This is a genomic window from Shewanella sp. YLB-07 (assembly GCF_009377275.1).
The window spans coordinates 26,322-46,892 of sequence record NZ_VOQB01000003.1; the positions used below are offsets into that span (position 1 = coordinate 26,322).

General features: G+C 42.6%; 17 protein-coding genes. 5 read left to right on the top strand and 12 right to left on the bottom strand.

Going from position 1 to position 20,571, the window contains the following annotated elements:
- Window positions 1–465: 465 nt before the first annotated feature.
- The 3 genes from FS373_RS06955 (at window position 466) to FS373_RS06965 (ending at window position 5,942) form a co-directional block, all read left to right on the top strand.
- Window positions 466–2,016, top strand: coding sequence for a phosphatidylserine decarboxylase (locus tag FS373_RS06955; protein ID WP_144045700.1), 1,551 nt, complete (start codon window positions 466–468; stop codon window positions 2,014–2,016).
- A gap of 92 nt (window positions 2,017–2,108) precedes the next feature.
- Complete coding sequence (locus FS373_RS06960; RefSeq protein WP_194165823.1) at window positions 2,109–3,191, top strand: linear amide C-N hydrolase; 1,083 nt, start codon at window positions 2,109–2,111, stop codon at window positions 3,189–3,191.
- A gap of 261 nt (window positions 3,192–3,452) precedes the next feature.
- On the top strand, window positions 3,453–5,942 hold the full coding sequence (locus tag FS373_RS06965) for a penicillin acylase family protein (RefSeq protein WP_194165824.1): 2,490 nt from the start codon (window positions 3,453–3,455) through the stop codon (window positions 5,940–5,942).
- Between the two features lie 183 nt (window positions 5,943–6,125).
- On the opposite strand, the gene FS373_RS06970 is transcribed toward FS373_RS06965, so the two are convergent.
- From FS373_RS06970 to paaG, 11 genes are all read right to left on the bottom strand, one after another.
- Window positions 6,126–8,246: a 3-hydroxyacyl-CoA dehydrogenase NAD-binding domain-containing protein gene (locus tag FS373_RS06970; protein WP_152829146.1), complete on the bottom strand. Its 2,121-nt coding sequence runs from the start codon at window positions 8,244–8,246 to the stop codon at window positions 6,126–6,128.
- Window positions 8,247–8,354: 108 nt separating this feature from the next.
- Complete coding sequence (locus FS373_RS06975; RefSeq protein ID WP_144045697.1) at window positions 8,355–8,672, bottom strand: EthD family reductase; 318 nt, start codon at window positions 8,670–8,672, stop codon at window positions 8,355–8,357.
- A 24-nt stretch (window positions 8,673–8,696) separates the two neighbouring features.
- Entirely contained in the window at window positions 8,697–9,623 is a 927-nt protein-coding gene (locus tag FS373_RS06980) for a PaaX family transcriptional regulator C-terminal domain-containing protein (RefSeq protein WP_144045696.1), read from the bottom strand.
- A gap of 66 nt (window positions 9,624–9,689) precedes the next feature.
- Window positions 9,690–10,787, bottom strand: coding sequence for a 2Fe-2S iron-sulfur cluster-binding protein (locus FS373_RS06985; protein ID WP_144045695.1), 1,098 nt, complete (start codon window positions 10,785–10,787; stop codon window positions 9,690–9,692).
- A gap of 31 nt (window positions 10,788–10,818) precedes the next feature.
- Window positions 10,819–11,361: a 1,2-phenylacetyl-CoA epoxidase subunit PaaD gene (paaD, locus tag FS373_RS06990; protein ID WP_227992573.1), complete on the bottom strand. Its 543-nt coding sequence runs from the start codon at window positions 11,359–11,361 to the stop codon at window positions 10,819–10,821.
- A gap of 4 nt (window positions 11,362–11,365) precedes the next feature.
- On the bottom strand, window positions 11,366–12,148 hold the full coding sequence (gene paaC, locus FS373_RS06995; protein ID WP_144045693.1) for a 1,2-phenylacetyl-CoA epoxidase subunit PaaC: 783 nt from the start codon (window positions 12,146–12,148) through the stop codon (window positions 11,366–11,368).
- 13 nt (window positions 12,149–12,161) lie between these two features.
- On the bottom strand, window positions 12,162–12,452 hold the full coding sequence (gene paaB, locus FS373_RS07000) for a 1,2-phenylacetyl-CoA epoxidase subunit PaaB (RefSeq protein ID WP_407695637.1): 291 nt from the start codon (window positions 12,450–12,452) through the stop codon (window positions 12,162–12,164).
- A gap of 25 nt (window positions 12,453–12,477) precedes the next feature.
- On the bottom strand, window positions 12,478–13,434 hold the full coding sequence (paaA, locus tag FS373_RS07005) for a 1,2-phenylacetyl-CoA epoxidase subunit PaaA (RefSeq protein WP_144045692.1): 957 nt from the start codon (window positions 13,432–13,434) through the stop codon (window positions 12,478–12,480).
- A 2-nt stretch (window positions 13,435–13,436) separates the two neighbouring features.
- Window positions 13,437–14,639, bottom strand: a complete 1,203-nt coding sequence (gene pcaF, locus FS373_RS07010; RefSeq protein ID WP_144045691.1) for a 3-oxoadipyl-CoA thiolase — start codon at window positions 14,637–14,639, stop codon at window positions 13,437–13,439.
- 14 nt (window positions 14,640–14,653) lie between these two features.
- Complete coding sequence (gene paaI / locus FS373_RS07015) at window positions 14,654–15,091, bottom strand: hydroxyphenylacetyl-CoA thioesterase PaaI (protein WP_144045690.1); 438 nt, start codon at window positions 15,089–15,091, stop codon at window positions 14,654–14,656.
- 12 nt (window positions 15,092–15,103) lie between these two features.
- Window positions 15,104–15,913, bottom strand: a complete 810-nt coding sequence (gene paaG / locus FS373_RS07020) for a 2-(1,2-epoxy-1,2-dihydrophenyl)acetyl-CoA isomerase PaaG (protein ID WP_265575320.1) — start codon at window positions 15,911–15,913, stop codon at window positions 15,104–15,106.
- 86 nt (window positions 15,914–15,999) lie between these two features.
- On the opposite strand from paaG, the gene FS373_RS07025 reads away from it, so the two are divergent.
- Window positions 16,000–16,614: a phenylacetic acid degradation protein PaaY gene (locus FS373_RS07025; protein ID WP_152829149.1), complete on the top strand. Its 615-nt coding sequence runs from the start codon at window positions 16,000–16,002 to the stop codon at window positions 16,612–16,614.
- A 2-nt stretch (window positions 16,615–16,616) separates the two neighbouring features.
- On the opposite strand, the gene paaZ is transcribed toward FS373_RS07025, so the two are convergent.
- Window positions 16,617–18,665 (bottom strand): phenylacetic acid degradation bifunctional protein PaaZ, encoded by a 2,049-nt coding sequence (paaZ, locus tag FS373_RS07030; protein ID WP_144045688.1) that lies wholly within the window; start codon window positions 18,663–18,665, stop codon window positions 16,617–16,619.
- Window positions 18,666–19,253: 588 nt separating this feature from the next.
- Between paaZ and paaK the strand changes: the two genes are divergently transcribed.
- Window positions 19,254–20,546: a phenylacetate--CoA ligase PaaK gene (gene paaK / locus FS373_RS07035; RefSeq protein WP_144045687.1), complete on the top strand. Its 1,293-nt coding sequence runs from the start codon at window positions 19,254–19,256 to the stop codon at window positions 20,544–20,546.
- The last annotated feature ends 25 nt before the right edge of the window (window positions 20,547–20,571 follow it).

The following is a 20,571-nucleotide window of genomic DNA, read 5'->3' on the forward strand; positions in this document are numbered from 1 at the left end:
TCTAGGAATTAACACGTCACTTATAACAACCAATAACCTCTATAGATATTATTAACTGCTGCACAACTTCTTTAACTCAGATTACTCACGTAGCGATTTAAAGTCGACAGAAGAAAATTAACCTTAACTTTACCTCCTAATACACAACGTACGCAAAACCAAAAAACAAATCAATTAATTAATTAGTTCCAACTCAATTCAAAAACAAGCATAGGAATCACATCATTTAATTCATAGAAATAAAGTCGAAACACTGCAGATACAAACAAAACAACACAAAGCCAGCAGAACACCATAGTATCCAACTTGTAATGTTTATATAGATAAAATTAATATCCCACAAACAATGGTGACATTATTAACGTTCAACTACTCAATTATAAATATTACGCACCGTCATTTATAAAGTTACATGGACCAATTAATATTTTCTACCACCAATTAAAAATTTAATTAAGGAAGTGTATGAAATTCTCAAAATCATTAATTTTTATATCTATGACACTCGCTAATATGGCCTTCGCAGATGATAGCGACCTTATAGGCACACCAGCAGAACAACAAGTAAGAGTAGACAATCTCAATATTTATACTCAATCTACAGGCGCGGATAGAGGTGAGCTGTTATTTACTCAAAGCCAAGTTGAAGCTATCACCAATTCCGCTTGTGCTAATTCTCTGGCCTACTTAGCTGACAAATACAGTAATAACGCCGCCACTATTGGTAACTTCATAACGATGAATTCTAAAATGCATTCATTACCTGAGTCATATATCGGTGTCTATCCCCTAAACCCTGATACCCCCGAAGGTGAAGACCCATCTGCACTAAACCCTTGGGAGGGAGGCACCCCAGCCCAACTATTTCAACGCACTATCGATGTCTTTACTAACTGGTGTCAGTTTTTACCTGATATTGAGGGTGACAAGGATACTGGCCTTGCCTACATTCAAGAGTTTGCTTGGTTTTATTACCGAAATGACTTAGCAAAATTATGGGTCCAAGGTGAAGATCCTGAGGGAGGGCTTTTAGGTGAATATGTAGGCTATAACTTCGTGAACAGTTTTACTACTGAGCGCGGCACCTATATGGACTCTTCGGATTCTCTTGGACTGGTAGATAATTGGACTACAGATGATAGAATTGAAATCGAAGATTATACTGTTCCAGAAGGTGGATTCAGTAGTTGGAATGATTTCTTTACTCGCAGTATCATCATTGATGTCGATGCCGACTCCGGCGCACAAACCATCAGAGATCGACCCGTCACAAAGCCTGATGAAGATTATATTATCTCTTCACCAACAGATTGTATCATGAACCCGCTCACTCAGGTGTTGAGTATGGATGATACCCTTATCACTGAAACCGCCTATATTGAAAATCCATTAGAGTTAAACGATGTGATCGATGTAAAAAATACCCCAATCAGTATCAAGTCTTTATTGGGAGATGCTACCAACGAAATGAAAAATCATTTTGTCGGTGGAACGGGCTTATCTTGTGTCTTGATGCCAAACACTTACCACAGTTTTCATACGCCAGTATCAGGAGAAGTCATCTATAAAGAGGTCGTTAACACTGGCACTTATGGCTATCCTGATTTCGTTAACTGGGTTCCATTATCGGGTAACGTCGGCCGCTCTGGCACTGATTTTTCTCAATTCCAAAAATTCCAACGCGGTGTTGTCATTATTGAAGTTCAATATGATGCAATAGACGATGAAGGGCAAACGGTATCCAAGACAGGGTATGTAGCCTCCATTCCGGTTGGGTTAGATACTATTGGCTCAGTGGTATTATCCGATGAATTTATCGTCGGCGACACTGTAAAGCGCGGATTCACCCGCTTAGGTAATTTTAGATACGGCGGCTCTTTGGATATATTATTATTCTCAAAAGGCATGGTTGCGCCTGCTATACAAACCCGCTTAGGGGCGCAGATTGCAATTATAGATGCAGGTACAACACCTGAAGTCTCTCCTGCTATACCGGCCAGTAATAGCGGGATCTAAACAACACGCTCAGCTTATGTGCCTCTTTGTACTTGGTTGCTAAGAGGCATTTTACTTTACCACGTCCCCATTTAATGAATCGCGGAGTGCTTATGCGTTATTTAAACAGTTTAAGTCAACCTCATTTAACAGCCTGGATGAGCATAGGTATCATTGTTTGTTTGTTGGTTACAATCTCATTCAGTTTTGCTTGCACTAAACTGGTTTGGGACACAGATGACTTTGGGGTCATCATCTCCAGAACCGAAGATTTCGGTTTCCCAACAGAGCCCAGCCTGGAAGTGAGGGCTAAGGGACAAACCTATAAGGACCCGAACTCAAATAACCCTGTGATCTGGACGTCAAAATACAGCAGTATTATATCTACGTTAGCCCATTTTACCGCCGTTGAGGGCATCAATGAAGCCGGACTGTCTATGAGTGCCCTGTCACTAGATGAGGAAACCAATACCCGCCCCATAGAAGGACAACAAGATTTAATGAACACCTTGCTAGTCCCTTACGTTGTAGATAACTTTAAAACGGTCAATGAGGTCGTCAACAACATAGGTAAAATCAATATTTATAAACACCTGTTGAATGGTTCAATTGTCGGTGGCCATTATATGGTTCAAGATAAATCTGGAGATTCAGCGGTGATTGAGATTTTAGACGGAAAATTTAAGATTTATCATGGTCCGGAAAATAATGTGCTCACCAATAGTCCAGCTTATAACTTCCAATTGAAAAACTGGGAAAAATTAAAACCCAAGAGTACCCGTGACATAATAGGTTCCTTCCCTTTACCCGGGAATGCAGAAAGTTCACAGCGATTTGTCCGAGGTAAATATATGTTGGAGGCTTTACCCACTCCTACAAGCTATATCAACGCCATCCTTACCCTAGAAAGCGCCTTACCGAGTTCAGCCATTAATATTCCCTATAAACATAAGAAGGGGAAAATGATAAAAACGGCGTCTCAGTACAGTATAACTTATGGGTTAAATCAGAAAATAATTTATTTTCAGTATCGGTACCAAAATAGTTTCACGCTATTTAGCACTGATTTTAATAAGTTGAATGATGGTAAGAATTATACTCTAGATGCGACACGCGCAGATCTTGCTGGCGATGTCACGGGTGAATATAAAGAAGGTCTAGGTGTTATGCAATTATATCTGGTTAAACATAGCTAGCCCGTTATTCCTTCATGGGGGTTTGTTGAAGTTAACTAGTCCATTCTCACCATTCGTTTTATGTCTAAACGCACGAATTCAAATAACCGGCGACAAATTTAAATGACAACACTAAAAACATCAGCTGACCAACCTCCAAAGGCATAATGATGATATTTGGGACACAAGCTCAATACTTCAGAAAGACTATGATTAGAGATAGAAATGCAAATAAATCAGACTGTAATAACACAGTATTTTGAGTCTAGACAAGGAGCGACTATGTTTCATAAATATTTAGTGATAATATTTCTATCATTAATCCTTTCAATTATTGGTGGTTGTAATAGTTTATCTGAAACGCAAAAAGTGACCATAATACGTGACACTTACGGTACACCACATATTTACGCAGATACCCATTATGGACTATTTTATGGTTATGGATATGCGATTTCTCAAGATAGACTCTTCCAATTAGAAATGGCAAAGCGAAGCGCTCAGGGAAATGTTGCACAAGTCATGGGGCAAGCATATCTTCCTCTGGACATCAAGATTCGAGAACACTACAACCCACATACTATTCATGCTGCAATGCTTAAGTTATCACAAGCAGACTCCGCCATTTTTAAAGGGTACGCAGATGGCATTAACCAATGGATAGTTAAGATAAATCGATCACCAGACACATTAATGCCAAAACAGTTTATTGATCATCAGTTTACTCCGACAACATGGACTGAATTTGATGTGATCATGGTATTTGTTGGTTCTATGATAAACAGATTCGGTGATTATAATACCGAACTCGACAACCAGCAGCTTTTAATGGCTCTCATGAATAAGCATGGTTCCAACAAAGCGAATGAAATTTTTAACATGTTGTTACCTCACATGAGTAAAGATGCCATAGATACCATTGCTCCCGGTGAGTGGTCAGTTACTGGCAGAGATCGTTATAAAACCGAATTAGTTAACAGATTAGAAGGCAAAAATACTGCTTCCTCCCCGTTACTGACAGCTAAAATACAACCTACAGTGTCGACATCTGGCCGTCATGGTACTTTGAGATGGCAAGGTTTTAATGAGGCGCCGTTTAGTAACATTCTTATTCTGGGAAAAAACAAACTTAAAGACGCTGAGGCAGTGCTTATTAATGGTCCTCAATTTGGTTTTTATCGTCCAGCCTACACGTATTCTGTTGGACTTCACGGGGCTGGCTACAACGCAGTGGGCAACTCTCCTGCAGGGTACCCGCTTATCCAGTTCGGTCACAATGATCACATATCATGGGGCAGTACTTGGGGAGCGGGAGATAACGTCGACATCTTTCAGTTAACGTTAGATCCTCAAGATAGCAAAAAATACCTTTATAAAGGATTGTATATTCCTTTCGAACAAGAAAAACAGATCATAAAAGTCAAAAATCAACCAGATAAATCCATCACAGTCTATCGCTCTGTTTATGGCCCAGTGATTAAATACCAAGCCAAACAAGGCATCGCCTATGCAAAAAAAAGAGGTTGGGCTGGAAAAGAGTTATCCACTTTATTGTCATGGAATAAAGTCTCTAAAGCACAAAACTACCAACAATGGGCAGACTATGTTGCAGAGAGCGCAATCAATGTTAATTGGTATTATGTCGACCAATCAGGGAATATTGGTTACACATTAGGGGGATTTTATCCCGTTCGTCGACCGGGCTTTGATGGCAGAACCCCGACTCCTGGTGATGGCAGTGCAGATTGGCTTGGCTTGTATCCCTTTCATACCAATCCTCATGTCCTTAATCCAATCAGTGGTTACATTGCCAACTGGAATAACCGTCCGGCGGCTGGCTTTCCAAATCCTGATCAGTGGTGGTATAACTGGAACACCATAGATCGCGCACTAGAGCTCACCACACAGGTAGATGCTAATTCAACACTCTCTCCTAAAGCAGCTTGGGAGGTCATGAAACACGCAGCATTTGTTGACCCTAATGCGCGTCATTTTGTCCCTTCATTAATCTCATTAGCACAAAACAGTAATGTACCGTTACACCGACAGGCTGCTAACATCCTTACTCATTGGGATTATAGTAATACCGATAATAATAATGATGGAAAATATGATAACCCAGGTTCAACACTATTTAGAGCATGGCTTAAAGAGGCCCTTAGAATCACTTACTCTGCTGTCATCCCAGACAGTCATCTACACTGGTTCACTAACCCGGGATATGGCAATAAAGATAAATTAATGACCAACAGCTATAACATTTCAATCGGCACTAAAGTGCTTAACACAATCTGGACCAATTCAAGTCTATTTAATCACCAAGATAGCAACAAAATTCAGCTTGATTCCTTAACGGCAGCAATAAAGACTTTGACCCTGCAATACGGTGAGAACAATCAAACTTGGCTTGAAAACGTCGATACATTGCGTTTTAACAATAAAAACTATATTGGTGTACCGCAGGCGAATGATGATGAAACACTCGATACGCCCATAGCGCTTAATCGTGGTACTGAGAATAATATGACGGTATTTTATACCAATAAAGTGGCAGCCTATGAAGTCGTTGCACCTGGCCAGTCAGGGTTCATAGACCCTCATGGTTTAAAAGCCAAGCACTACAATGATCAATATAAAAACTTCATTAACTTTCATCTAAAACCCGTTAGTAATGAATACGATAATCTAAAAATAGACAGCACTGACAAAACGGTACTTGTCATTCCATTGTCTGGTTCTGTCAAACCTTCACAGCGTAATGAGTCACAATAATATGGCTAAAGAGGTATGACACTGGCCTTAACCCGTTTTCTCATTGAGTTCAACGACGGTTAACAGTGTTGTATCTGACGCAAGTAGTGACAACGAATTATTCACCAACGTCTAGCAATCAACAAGGTATAAACAGGGCCTACGCTAAGTCTTAACCCAAACATCAGCCCTTAATAATGACGATCATTGTAAAGCCAGCTTCTCGCTTGTTTCAACTAAGCGCTCCAGTATAGGGGCAATGACCCAATGGCCTTTGCCAGTCAATTTTTTAAATCCCTTTATTATTGCCACAAGCTCAGCTAACCCGAATTCATCTGCATAGAACATCGGTCCCCCCAGGTAACGAGGAAATCCATAACCATTAAGCCATATCACATCGATATCACTAGCACGGTCAACAATACCTTCTTCCAGAATATAAGCCCCTTCATTAATGAGAGCAAATATCAAGCGATACTGAATTTCTTCATCGCTAATATCACTACGCTGCACGACTCCCAACCTATCAGCCTCTGCAGATAAAAACGTTAACACCTCAGCATCCTCTATCCTGCTCCCGTTGTCCTTATCGTATCGATAAAAGCCAGCAGCGGTCTTTTGGCCTAAACGGTTAGCCTCAACCATAAGATCTGCCGCTCTGAAATAGTGCGGATCATTGCTATAGCCCCCATTCTCTTGCCGTGCTTTATAGGCTATGTCAATGCCGGACATATCATTCACAGCTAACGGCCCCATTGCCATGCCCCATTGTTGCAGCGCTCGATCAATCTGGCCAGGTGTCGCCCCTTCAAGTAACAAAGCGTTAGCCTCTCGCCCATAGCAGGCATACATTCTATTGCCGACATAACCATAACAGACTCCAACAGCCACACAGACTTTGCCTATTTGCTTACCCAGCGCCATGACCGTTTTCAGACTTTGTTGATCGGTCTTATCGGCGCGGACCACTTCCAGAAGTTTCATGATATTAGCAGGACTGAAAAAATGCATGCCTAACACTTTATGAGCTCGATGGGTGGATTGCGCTATTTCATTGATATCTAAATATGACGTGTTGCTCGTGAGTATGGTCTCAGGCTTACATACCTCATCTAAAATTGAGAAGATCTGTTTTTTCACCTCCATGGATTCAAAAGCCGCTTCCACCACCAAATCCACATCGCCTACGTCTCGGTATTCACACGTACCTGTTATCAACGCCATAGCCTCCGTTAACTGAGCCCCACTGATGATCCCCCGCTTGACAGATTGATGGAAACGGCTTTCTATCGCACTCAGTCCTTTTGCTACACTCTCTTGCTTCATATCTAATAAAACGACGGCAATACCAGCCTGAGCAAAACACATAGCAATACCGACCCCCATAGTACCCGCCCCAATAATGGCGACAGAATGAATCTTCAATGCCAGTGCATCATCTTCATATTTGGTCAGCTTAGCCGCCATACGTTCAGCAAAAAAAGCATGACGCATAGCGTGTGATTGAGCAGAATTTCGACATTCATTAAACAATCTTCGTTCTTCTTGCATAGCTTGTTCAAATGGTAATGACAACACATTTTCAATGGAGTCGATAGCATATTGGGGGGCCTGCTGTCCGCGCATCTTCTTAGCTATCTTTGACCGCCAGAGACTAAACAATTGAGCATATTCTTGATGATGTGCTATAACAATTTTCGATGTTCGCCGTATGTTTTTTTGTTGAACGAGCACATTACGACTAAATTCAATAGTACGTTCGAGTAACGCTGCACTATCATCAACAGTGAGATCGATCACTCCTGTATCAGATAACGATTGCACCGATTTGGGCTTACCCGAGGTGATCATCTCAAGTGCCAATTCAATCCCCCCAATACGAGGTAATAATTGTGTCCCACCGGCGCCGGGAATGAGGCCTAACGTCACCTCTGGTAATCCAAGCTTAGTTCCGCTAACAGCGACCCGATAATGGCATGACAAAGCCAATTCAAACCCTCCTCCAAGCACAGTCCCAAACAATGCTGCGACTATTGGCTTGGTGCACTGATCAATTTTTTCCAGCACATAGGGTAATTGAGGTTCGAGAGGAGGATGACCAAACTCAGAGATATCTGCGCCGGCTATGAAAGTTCGCCCATCGCATTTAATCACTATACATGTAACGCTATTATCGGTGGTCGCTCGCTCTATACATTCAACCAATCCCTTTCTCACCGCCTGAGATAATGCATTAACAGGGGGATTATTAATACTAATAACGGCAATATCACCATCATGGGATAAGGTTACCGGATCCGCTGACTTATATTGTAAAGCATCCATATTTCCTCCTATGTATAAAAGACGGCTCGATGAAAATCCGTCACCTAAAACCTCAGGTTTAATAGCCTAAGATGTGTCTTATCAATTTTTATGACTGGTCATTGATGATTAAGTAAGACGAGTGTATTCACTGATCTGAATCTTAGGGGCTATATTAGTAAAATTAATGATGTCTTTTAACAAATGGCTGCCAACCTCATCATAAGCCGTCATAAATTGTTTAACCGAATCGAAAAGCAGATAGCCGATCGCAATGTAAGGCGCGGCTTGAGGTCCATTTTTCACTTTCGCTTCATCTATTTCCACATCAATAAGCCCTAAGCCTTGATACGCGTTGATAACTAACGGCATGTGTTGATTGCGATAATAATCACAATCAAAATGCTTATCGGGTTCGTTGGGATACATCACGGCTATCCGGATCATTGTCTGCTCCTCTTGAATAAATAGTTAACTGTTAATCAAACCACCGAAACGCGTATAAAAATGGGGAGACGCATCAGGGAGAGTGCCTTGAGCATTATTGAGGTTTTGCTGAATATACAACAGAGATGACTTGGCCAGTAATTTATAGCTTCGTTGCACGAGATCCTGTGCCTCGTATCCAACCCAGCCTTGGGGGAGCATGGCATTGGGGAAATCAGGGTCTCGTAACAGTATGCGTCTAAAATCATGGACCATAGCCAGTCGCAACATAAAACAATCACGTGGTTCGGGTAAGTTCGAAAATATCTTTTGACACCAGGGGCGATAAAAAGCCAAGAAATCAGTGTAATACCCTTCAAGTTCAGTAAACTTCCACAATGATTTAGTTAACCCCTTGAGCGCGCCTTGAGAATAGAGATCAGCAGTCGTTGCCTTGAATACGACAACGTCGTTAAGTATGTTTAACTCATGAATAACTTCATCCAAAGATGAACGCTGTGATGAGGGGTGTGCGAACAATCCCGAGCTTAGCGCATTAAATCCCAGCCAAATAAGACTCTTGCGAAACTCTTCTTTTTTATCATCTGCTATTGAAACCAGTAAAACCAGCGTCCAGGTATGGTCCCATTCACCATGGTCACTCGCATAAATCCGCCGGGAAGCTTTCTCGTAATGTCCCGTGGCAGATTCTGTCAAACAATAGTAGCTACAACGCCCTACTTTATTCACCTGTAGCCAATCGCTTTGTACTAAGCGATAAACGGCGGTACGCACCTGGCGTTCATTAAAGCCAAATGGCTCTAATGCCGTTATCAGACTCGAGAGCCACACCCAATTACCATGTTGAGAAATTACATCTCCAAAAACTGTGACCACCATAGAGGTACAGCTCACACCCTGTTGTTTTATGTGTAGGCTAATATCGTCTGTCCGCTTGCTAATCGATGTCAAAACACGTCCTATAATGAGTTATTAGAATGTGAGCAGTTTAACTCACTGTCGATATCTTACTTACTATTATCGTTCATCAAAACTCACGACAAGCTCATCCGATAATGGATGTGCCTGACAAGTTAAAATGAACCCTTGTTCAATTTCATGGGCTGCTAACCCATGGCTAATATCCATGTCCACTTTGCCTTTAATCACTTTGGCCTTGCAGGTGGAACACACACCAGCTTTACAGGAGAAAGGTAAGTCAAGACCATTTTCAATTCCAGCATCTAAGATATTTGACCCGACTGTTGCCAACTCAAAATTGATGGCTCGGCCATCAGATATCAAGGTCAATTGACTGGTCTTATTCTCGCCATATTCATGTACACGTTGAAGCGATTTTTCTAAAATCACTTCCGAGTCCACGGCTGAATGAGCAAACAACTCGTAATGGATTTGTGACTGGTTTAATCCCTCGAGCCTAAACCCTCGTGAAACTTCAGAAATCATCGATTCTGGACCACAGATAAATACGTAAGCTGTATTATGGATATCGATCATTTTTTTCTTTTGCAGTTGATATCCTTTGTCATTATCTATCTTGCCGTTAAGCACATCTGAACCTTGATCTTCCTGACTCATGATATTGATCCACTTGAATCGTGCTAAGTAACGGTTTTTTATGAAACTTAACTCCTCTTTAAACATAACCGACTTGGTTCGTTTATTACCATATATTAAGGTCACCTTACTCTGGTCAGACGATGATAAAATAGATTTTATTATCGATAAAATGGGGGTTATACCACTGCCAACAGCAAGGCACATATAGCTGTTAGTATCGTCAGCATAGAGTAACGGGTAGAAGTTACCTTGGGGAGGTAGTACTGATACTATATCGCCGACCTTAAAGTGATCATTAGCATAGTTTGAAAATTGACCATGTTTGATTCGTTTTATCCCAACACGCAGATGAGTATCATCAACCCCCGAACAAATAGAGTACGCTCGGCGGATCTTCTGGCCGTCAAGCGCTATTTCTAATGTCAAAAACTGACCAGGCTTGAATCTAAATACGTCCTTCAACGCCTGCGGCACTTCAAAACTGATGCATACAGCACTTTCTGTTTCAGGCTGAACTTGTGATATTTTTAATGAATAAAGCTGAGTACTAGACATAATATACCTTTAGGTTTTGCTATTTTGTCATTTAAATATGTTTAAACAGATCAAATGGTTCCAAGCAACGGTGACATTTAAACAACGCTTTACATGAAGTGGAACCAAACTCGCTGATCAGACTGGTATCATCACTGCCACAGTGGGGACATAACGCTCTGGTGTCTTCATCGACAATATTTGATTCTGTTGCCACCACATCCTCAGGTGCTGCGATACCAAAGCTTCTGAGGTGGTCACGCCCCCTAGCCGTCATCCAATCAGTAGTCCAAGCGGGTGAAAGCTCCACAACCACCGAGACTTTTTTAATACCAAAAGAGACTAACGCGTGGTGGATATCTTCAGACATCACATCCATCGCGGGACAACCTGAATAAGTCGGGGTAATGATCACTGTCACTTGCTCACCCAGCCGCTTGATATCTTTCAGCACACCAAGATCCCACAGTGATAACACAGGTATTTCAGGGTCGGTGACCCGATCTAATACCGCCCACAGCTCAGGGACGGCCGAATGACGACGATATTGTTCTCGTTCAAATTGAACCGGTGATTTAGTCGGAATTGCCAACATGACGTTACCACCTAGCATCGGGAATCGATCGATGAACAAACTGTAGCTCGGTCAAGATATGTCCCAAGTTTTCAGTATGGTAACCTTCACGGCCACCGCGCACCGACCATTGTGCCTCAGGCAGTTTGAGCCCGCTCTGTGATATTATTGCAGTGATATCCTGTTCCCATGCCTGTTTAAAACGAGCACAATCTACGGCAACCCCTCTATCAATAAGGCGTTGCTCTAATTCATCCTGTTCAAACATTTCATGGGTATAACCCCAGATATCATCTAACGCATTCTGCATCCTCAGCTTACTTTCGGCAGTGCCATCACCAAGACGTAAAGTCCATTGTTTACTCCTGCGACTATGGTATGAGGTCTCTTTAGCGGCTTTATGGGCAATGGCAGATAATTGCGCTTCACTTGACTGTTTCAATGCCTCGAGATAGTACACATTATAGAGATCAACGATAAGTTGACGCACTGTGGTATAAGCAAAATCTCCCCGGGGTAATTCATTAATTAAGTGATTTTGATACTGGCGTTCATCACGAAGATAAGCATAATCATCTTCAGATTTAACGTTCATCTCACCGCATTGATTGTGAATATCAGCAGCGAGACTATAATACATCCTCGCACGGCCAATATAATCAAGAGCGATATTACCCTGTGCAATATCTTCTTCTAAAAAAGGTCCATTGCTGACCCATTCAGAAAGGCGATGACCCAATATTAAAGAATCATCCCCAAGACGAATAGCATACTGTATAAGATCTTGTTGTTCTGCAGATACATTCATACCAATTAACTTCCTACATGTTGGTGACAGCTTTGGGGATCGGATAATAGGCAGCATGGCGATACGGTTTATCATCTGAGGGGGCGAAAAAACTATCACAATCATCTTCTTGCGATGCACAAATATCATTTGACTTAACCACCCAAAGACTCACACCTTCACTGCGGCGGGTATAGACATCTCTTGCATATTCCAACGCTTGCTCTTGATCCTCAGCATGTAAACTTCCGACATGTTTATGATCTAAACCACGCTTCGAGCGTACAAAAACTTCAAACAAGGCTAAATTTTCTACATTCATCATAATCTCCAGTCTATTGCCGTCTGTTCTATGCGACATGTTGAGCTTTAATGTGTTTATTTTTATACGCAGCCATCGCCTCACGTACCCAAGTCCCTTCTTCATGTGCCTTAATATGATGTTGAATACGCTGACGATTACAATGACCATTACCATTGATGACAGCGTAAAACTCGTCCCAATCGAGTTCACTACTATCGTAGTGACCTCTCTCCTCATTCCATTTCAGGTTTTTATCCGGATGTTCAAGGCCTAAAAACTCTATTTGACTCACGGTTTGATCAATGAATTTTTGCCGCAGATAATCGTTAGTCTCACGCTTAATTTTCCATTTCATGGATTTAGCAGAATGCGCAGATTCAGAATCATGTGGGCCAAACATCATAAGGGCAGGCCAGTAAAATCTATTGAGCGAATCTTGCGCTAAACATTTTTGCTTTGAAGAACCTTGGGCAAGCTCTATCATCACCTGATAACCTTGACGCTGATGAAAGCTTTCTTCTTTACAAATCCTAACCATGCTACGCGCATAAGGGCCATAAGAAGTTCGTTGTAATGAAACTTGATTAACAATAGCCGCACCGTCAACGAGCCAACCAATCGCTCCCATATCTCCCCACGTTTGAGCAGGATAATTAAAAATTGATGCATATTTGGCGCTGCCATCCTGCAAAGCAGCGATGAGTTCACTGCGAGATACGCCTAAGGTCTCAGTCGCACTGTAGAGATAGAGTCCATGCCCTGATTCGTCCTGTACTTTAGCCAATAACACCGCTTTTCGACGCAAAGAAGGCGCCCTTGTGATCCAGTTCCCCTCGGGTTGAGTGCCTATGACCTCTGAATGCGCATGTTGTGACATTTGCCGGATAAGGTTTTTACGGTAAGTGTCTGGCATCCAATCTTTAGGCTCAATTTTTTGTTCATCCTCAATTCTTTGCTGAAAAATAGCGTCAAGCTCAGCTTCAGTCTTACTATGCTTGCTCATTATTAGACCCTCTCAATAATCAGTGCGATACCTTGGCCAACTCCAATACACATGGTGCAAAGTGCATAACGACCATTGACACGATGTAGCTGATACATCGCTGTAGTCACCAGCCTTGCCCCACTGGCGCCTAACGGATGACCCAGCGCAATGGCGCCACCGTTCGGATTAACATGCGCCGCGTCATCTTCAATGCCCAACTCGCGAAGGACCGCCAGTCCTTGTGCAGCAAACGCTTCATTAAGCTCAATGATATCCATCTGCTCTAAACTTAATCCGGTTCTAGCAAGCACTTTACGGGTCGCCGAAACAGGGCCAAATCCCATAATTCTGGGCTCAACGCCTGAAGTAGCCATGCCGATCACACGGGCTTTGGGAGTTAAGTTATGCTGTTTGACACCAGAAGCTGACGCCAGTAGCAAGGCACAGGCGCCATCATTGACCCCAGATGCATTCCCCGCGGTGACGCTCCCCCTTTCACGAAATGGAGTCGATAACCCTGCCAATGTTTCAATACTACTTATACGCAAGTGTTCATCGGTATCAAAAATGACATCAGGTTTCTTACGTTGTGGAATAATCACAGGTGCAATTTCCTGAGCAAAAATACCGTCTTTTTGGGCCCTAGCCGCACGTTGTTGACTATTAAAGGCAAAGGCATCTTGTGAAGCGCGATCTATACCAAACTGAGCTGCGACATTTTCTGCCGTTTCAGGCATTGAATCGACACCGTAGGCTTGTTCCATTAATTTGTTAACAAAGCGCCAACCCATCGTGGTATCACACATTTCGGCATTGCGACTATAAGCACTATTGGCCTTTGCAACGACAAAAGGCGCTCTAGACATAGACTCGACTCCGCCTGCAATGATGAGATCCGCCTCATCGGCTCGAATCGCCCTCGCCCCCGTTCCCACCGCATCCATGCCAGATCCACATAAACGATTAAGAGTGATCCCCGCTGCCTCAATGGGTAAACCAGCGAGTAATCCGCTCATGCGAGCCACATTACGATTATCTTCACCCGCTTGATTGGCGCAGCCAAAATAAACATCATCCAGCATGCGCCAATCTACCCCTTGATTACGTGCTATAAGTGCCTTGATTGGCACAGCACCCAGATCATCGGCCCTAACACTCGCGAGGCTCCCGCCGTAGCGGCCAAAAGGTGTTCTTATTGCGTCGCAAATAAAAGCATCATTCATTTTTATTCCTTAACTCATTGGGGAAGTACAGTACGCTTTATCCTGGTAGAATTACCTTTAAACAGTGCAACAGTTTGATTATCTTGATTACACATCTGTACCAGATAAATCCCTGTACGCCCGCCTTGATGTGACAGTTTGGCGTGTGCAGTTAACACATCCCCTTTTAACGCTGGCAATATATAATCAATGGTGCAACTTGCGGCCACAGCGGCTTGGTTCTGTGAATTACAGGCAAGCGCAAATGCGGTGTCGGCCAAGGAGAATATATATCCACCATGGCAGGTAAGATGACCATTTAGCATCGCACCAGTGACGGTCATACTCGCCGTGGCGCAACCCGAAGATACCCTGTCAATGTGAATACCCAGTATTCTTGACGCGGTATCATTTGCCATCATGTACTCGGCACAGGCTTGGGCTAATGCTTGTTCCTTTTCGGTATAGTCCATTATCTTGTGTCCCTATTGACCCATAAAATCAGGCAAACGCTTTTCCTTGAAGGCACTCACACCTTCTCGATAATCATCCGACTGCCCCAATGTCTGCATCGTTTCTCGTTCTAATTCCAATTGGTGATGCAGCGGATTTGAGAAAGATCCATTCAATAATGTTTTAATCGACGCTAAACCTTTGGTAGGTTGAGTTGCTAAATGCCGAGCCATTGTTAAGGCTTTATCCATTAATAGCTCGTCATCAACACAATCCCAGATCATGCCCCATTGCAGTGCTTGCTCAGCACTCAACTTATCACCAAGCAGCGCTAGCCCTTTAGCACGAGGCAGACCAAGAGCACGGGGCAGGTTAAATGTGCCGCCAGAATCAGGAATAAGACCAATTTTACAAAAAACTTGTACAAACTTGGCACTACGAGCGGAGATCACGATGTCACAAGCTAAAGCAATGCTCGCTCCTGCTCCTGCTGCAACGCCGTTAACCGCACAAATGATCGGCTTCTCCATCGTCATAATGTTACGAATTAGCGGATTATAATTTTTCTCAACGGAGTCCCCGAGATCTGGGGCTGTGTCACTTGCAGTGACAGCACGATCGCTTAAGTCTTGTCCCGCGCAAAATCCACGACCGTTGCCAGTTATCACTAAGCAACGTACTTTAGAATTGTTACGGGCATCTTTCATTGCTACACGTACTTCGTCATGCATTTGACTATTGAAGCTGTTTAATGTTTCAGGGCGATTTAGGGTAAGAATACCCACGCCTTTAGTTAACTCATATGTAATGGTTTCGAAATTCATCATAATTTCCTTACTCATCTATTAAACTTCAAATGTATAGACATAAGTGTTTTTTCCAGCCACCATAGATCCAAAATAAATTTAGATATCAATAAGGTAGCCAGATGCCCATATATGCCATAGAAGATTTGATCCCAGTGATCGACGCCTCAAGTTATGTCCATCCTACGGCCGTGATCATCGGAGATGTGATTATCCAAAAAAACTGCTACGTAGGACCTAATGCCGTGTTACGTGGCGACTTTGGTCGTATCGTCCTTAAGCAAGGTTGCAATGTGCAAGATACCTGTGTGATCCACAGTTTTCCCGGCACTGACTGCATCATCGACCAAAATGGTCATATTGGTCACGGGGCCATTCTTCATGGTTGCCACATTGGCCAAAATGTTTTAGTGGGTATGAATGCGGTCGTCATGGACCATGCCATTATCGGTGAAAGCTCTTTTGTTGCAGCGACCACCTTTGTAAAATCTGGCTTTCAATGTCCGCCAAAAAGCTTGCTTATCGGCAATCCGGTGCAAATAAAGCGGACACTAAGCGAAGATGAAATAAAGTGGAAAGCCTCTGGCACTGCCGAATATCAGGAGCTGACCCTACGTTGTTTACAATCCATGACCGAAACCCCCCCACTCACCGAAGTTCAGCCACAACGTCCACGCTTTACATCAAGCTCTCATCACACCAAAACGATGAACACTTACACGAAGACAACGAGATGAACTTATTCACTCAAACGCTCAACCAAAGTCAAAATGTCATATAAGGCAACGACTGTGCCGTGTTGATTCATCACCTCAACATCCCATACCACGACACCTGATGCTTTCTTCTCTTCAGGTCGTTTGTCCTTCTTGATCTTTTTCTTTGCGGTGATTTTTACCTGAATGGTGTCGCCTATGGCGACAGGCTCGACAAAACGCAAATTTTCCAGACCATAATTTGCTAATACTGGCCCTGGAGCCGGATCAACGAACATCCCTGCTGCTGCAGAAATAATAAAATAGCCATGTGCAACGCGTTGTCCAAAGAGTGAATCTTTTGCAGCAAGATCATCAAAGTGGGCATAGAAGTGATCACCGGATAAACAACCAAAATTAACAATATCGGTTTCTGTCACAGTTCTACGATGAGTAGTTAAGCTTTCGCCAATGTATAATTCTTCGAAATACTTTCGAAAAGGATGACTGGAAGAACTCGAGGTATTAGCGCCTGCCACATACTCTTTTGTTACCGCCATTAATGTACTGGGTGAGCCTTGAATGGCAGTACGCTGCATATAATGTTTAATGGCCCTCGAACCGCCTAACTCTTCCCCTCCTCCAGCTCGACCCGGTCCCCCATGCACTAAGCCGGGTAATGGTGAGCCATGACCCGTTGATTCTTTGGCGCAATCGCGATTGAGAATCAAAAGACGACCATGATATGCAGCGGCGTTGAATACAAAATGAATAGATTCTTTATCATCATGAGTCACAATAGAACCGACTAAACTTCCTTTGCCAAGCCGCGCAATCTCAACGGCTTGGTCAAGATCATCGTAGGGCATAATCGTTGCAACGGGACCAAATGCTTCTATATTATGAGGGGCGTGTATCGTTAAGGGTTTATCACAAAGCAGTAACGTCGGAGGATAGAATGCGTCAATTTTCGTGTCAGGCCCTACCAGCTTAAAGCTTGCGTCATTACCTCCATAGATCAACTTACAAAAATCACTCAATTTTGCGACGGCATCTTTTACATCAAGACACTGATCTCTGCCCGCCAAAGGGCCCATATTGACGGCACTCGATGCAGGATCGCCCATTACCACTTTATCCAGTCTGAGCTTTAAGGCTTGACTCACTTCATTAACCTTGGCAGCCGGCACTATAATCCGTCGAATTGCCGTACACTTTTGACCCGCCTTAACGGTCATTTCTTTAGCGACTTCTGTAATAAACAAATCAAATTCAGGATCGGTAACCTTGACTGTCTCTCCCAATATGGCGCAATTAAGGGAATCAGCTTCCATATTAAATGGAATACTTTTCTCTACTATATTGCTATGACTGCGAAGCTTCTTGCCTGTGGTAGCAGAACCGGTAAAAGTCAGTACATCTTGTTCATCTAGATGCGCCAATAAATCGCCGACAGAACCACAGATCAACTGAATGGCGCCTTCCGGTAAAAGGCCTGACGCTATCATCTCTTTAACCATAGCTTGTGTTAGATAGGCAGTCGCGGTCGCGGGCTTGACAATGACAGGCATACCCGCAATCAAACTAGGAGCTATCTTTTCGAGCATGCCCCAACATGGGAAATTAAAGGCATTAATGTGAACAGCCACACCGCGTTTAGGCGTCAGAATATGGCGAGCGATGAAACTCCCCTTCGCCGACAAGATTTCAGGCCCTCCCTCGACAATAAACGCTTCATTCGCAAATTCTCTGCGAGCGATACCTGAATAGCTGAACATAGTGGCTAGCCCGCCCTCAATATCTATCCAACTATCCACTTTAGTTGCACCTGTTTGAGCAGCAATGTCATAAAAAATATCTTTCTTACTCATCAGGTGCTTAGCAAGAGCCTTAAGCATATTGGCGCGATCATGTATGGTCATTTTACGCAAAGCAGCCCCGCCAACCTCCCGGCTATATTCGACCATACGCTTAAAATCTACACCATCACTATTCACCTTGCACACCAAGTTACCATTTATAGCATTATAAACTTCAACACCTTCATTCAGGCCTTCCAACCACTCACCGCAATGGTAACTAGGTAACTTCATTTTCAATCCTCAAATTAATGCGAAACACAACTTACTCGAATATCATTCACAACTAACAATCACACATTACGATACTAAAAATAAATAACATGTCAATATACCGTATCACTTTTAACCTGGTTAAACGTTTTACGTCAAAGTAAACTTTGATAAAAGAAACACTGGATAGGTTAAAGGCTCACATCAAAAAACAAATGATAAAAAACGCATAAAAGCCATCTTTTAAGATCGGTGAAAACAAACGAAAGAAAAATAACGGAACAAAAACAACGGAACAAAAAATAAAATAAAACTTTAAAAACAATAAATTAATAACAACCAGAATCTATACCCGCTATCAATCACTCCATCACCAATACGATAAATAAATTTTAACCTCACTGTAAGTCAACAATAAAACAGGTGATACCCAACTGAATACTCAAACATTATCTCCGGGTAAAATGACAAGAAGTTATAACAACAAACCACGATATGAAACATTGCCGAAACAAACTAGCGATACATTTATATTGATCTAAATCAAATTAATGCACTACATTATAATCGATGTTGAAAAATTGTAATAATTCAGTGAGGAGGTCGAGTATGGGAAATGATAGAGCAGGTCTGGATGAGATAGAGACGGCGAGTATCGATGAATTACAAGCTCTACAGTTAAATCGACTAAAAAAGACGCTGAATCATGCGTATACGAACTCCTCAGTATACAAAGAAAAATTTGATCTGCACGGTGTTCATCCCGACGATTTGAAAACACTCAGTGATCTCAGTAAATTCCCATTTACCACCAAGAAGGATTTACGCGAGAATTACCCATTTGGCATTTTTGCCAGCCCTATGAACGACATAGTCCGTCTCCATGCTTCCAGCGGAACAACAGGGAAACCGACAGTTGTTGCTTATACCCAAAACGACATAAACAACTGGGCTCATCTAGGTGCCCGCTCTATATATGCAGCAGGCGGACGTAGAAAAGACAAAGTGCATATCTCATATGGTTATGGTTTGTTTACCGGAGGATTAGGGGCACATTACGCCGCTGAACGCCTGGGCTGCACAGTGATCCCAATGGGTGGCGGACAGACACAAAAACAAGTTCAGCTAATCACTGATTTTGATCCAGACATCATCATGGTTACCCCTTCTTATATGCTAAACATCGCCGATGAGATAAAGCGGCAAAATATAGATACAAAAGAGTTGGCTCTACGGATCGGTATCTTCGGTGCCGAGCCATGGTCCAACATGATGCGCAATGATATTGAAAGCAGAATGTCAATGGATGCTGTTGATATTTATGGCCTATCAGAAATGATGGGGCCCGGTGTCGCACAAGAATGTATCGAAACAAAAGATGGCCTTACTATCTGGGAAGATCATTTTTATCCTGAAATTATCGACCCAATTACAGGTGAAGTGTTACCGGATGGCTCAGAAGGTGAATTGGTATTTACCAGTCTCAGTAAAGAAGCCATGCCAATGATCCGCTACCGTACCCGTGATCTTACACGTCTGTTACCAGGATCAGCGCGTACGATGCGGCGCATGGACAAAATAACTGGACGTAGTGATGACATGCTAATCATTCGTGGAGTCAATGTATTCCCGACTCAAATTGAAGAACAAATTATAAGAACCGACGGCCTTTCTCCCCATTATCTTATTGAAGTCAGTAAGCGTGGAAATATGGACACGATAAATATAAGAGTCGAGGTCGACGCCAATAATGATAAACAAGATCACGACATTTTAATTAATAAGTTAACTCACAACATAAAAACATTTATCGGTATTTCAGCAAGCATCAATATAGAGGCTCCTTTTAAATTACCTCGCTCTCAAGGTAAAGCAACAAGAGTTATAGATAACAGATTATAAATTCATCAATGAGAAAGGAGGTAAT

What these genes read in the sequence shown, in the direction of transcription:
- FS373_RS06955 (WP_144045700.1), top strand. Translation starts at nt 466, where the DNA reads ATGAAATTCTCAAAATCATTAATTTTTATATCTATGACACTCGCTAAT.
- FS373_RS06960 (WP_194165823.1), top strand. Translation starts at nt 2,109, where the DNA reads ATGCGTTATTTAAACAGTTTAAGTCAACCTCATTTAACAGCCTGGATG.
- FS373_RS06965 (WP_194165824.1), top strand. Translation starts at nt 3,453, where the DNA reads ATGTTTCATAAATATTTAGTGATAATATTTCTATCATTAATCCTTTCA.
- FS373_RS06970 (WP_152829146.1), bottom strand. Translation starts at nt 8,246, where the DNA reads ATGGATGCTTTACAATATAAGTCAGCGGATCCGGTAACCTTATCCCAT.
- FS373_RS06975 (WP_144045697.1), bottom strand. Translation starts at nt 8,672, where the DNA reads ATGATCCGGATAGCCGTGATGTATCCCAACGAACCCGATAAGCATTTT.
- FS373_RS06985 (WP_144045695.1), bottom strand. Translation starts at nt 10,787, where the DNA reads ATGTCTAGTACTCAGCTTTATTCATTAAAAATATCACAAGTTCAGCCT.
- paaD (WP_227992573.1), bottom strand. Translation starts at nt 11,361, where the DNA reads ATGTTGGCAATTCCGACTAAATCACCGGTTCAATTTGAACGAGAACAA.
- paaC (WP_144045693.1), bottom strand. Translation starts at nt 12,148, where the DNA reads ATGAATGTATCTGCAGAACAACAAGATCTTATACAGTATGCTATTCGT.
- paaB (WP_407695637.1), bottom strand. Translation starts at nt 12,452, where the DNA reads ATGATGAATGTAGAAAATTTAGCCTTGTTTGAAGTTTTTGTACGCTCG.
- paaA (WP_144045692.1), bottom strand. Translation starts at nt 13,434, where the DNA reads ATGAGCAAGCATAGTAAGACTGAAGCTGAGCTTGACGCTATTTTTCAG.
- pcaF (WP_144045691.1), bottom strand. Translation starts at nt 14,639, where the DNA reads ATGAATGATGCTTTTATTTGCGACGCAATAAGAACACCTTTTGGCCGC.
- paaI (WP_144045690.1), bottom strand. Translation starts at nt 15,091, where the DNA reads ATGGACTATACCGAAAAGGAACAAGCATTAGCCCAAGCCTGTGCCGAG.
- paaG (WP_265575320.1), bottom strand. Translation starts at nt 15,913, where the DNA reads ATGAGTAAGGAAATTATGATGAATTTCGAAACCATTACATATGAGTTA.
- FS373_RS07025 (WP_152829149.1), top strand. Translation starts at nt 16,000, where the DNA reads ATGCCCATATATGCCATAGAAGATTTGATCCCAGTGATCGACGCCTCA.
- paaZ (WP_144045688.1), bottom strand. Translation starts at nt 18,665, where the DNA reads ATGAAGTTACCTAGTTACCATTGCGGTGAGTGGTTGGAAGGCCTGAAT.
- paaK (WP_144045687.1), top strand. Translation starts at nt 19,254, where the DNA reads ATGGGAAATGATAGAGCAGGTCTGGATGAGATAGAGACGGCGAGTATC.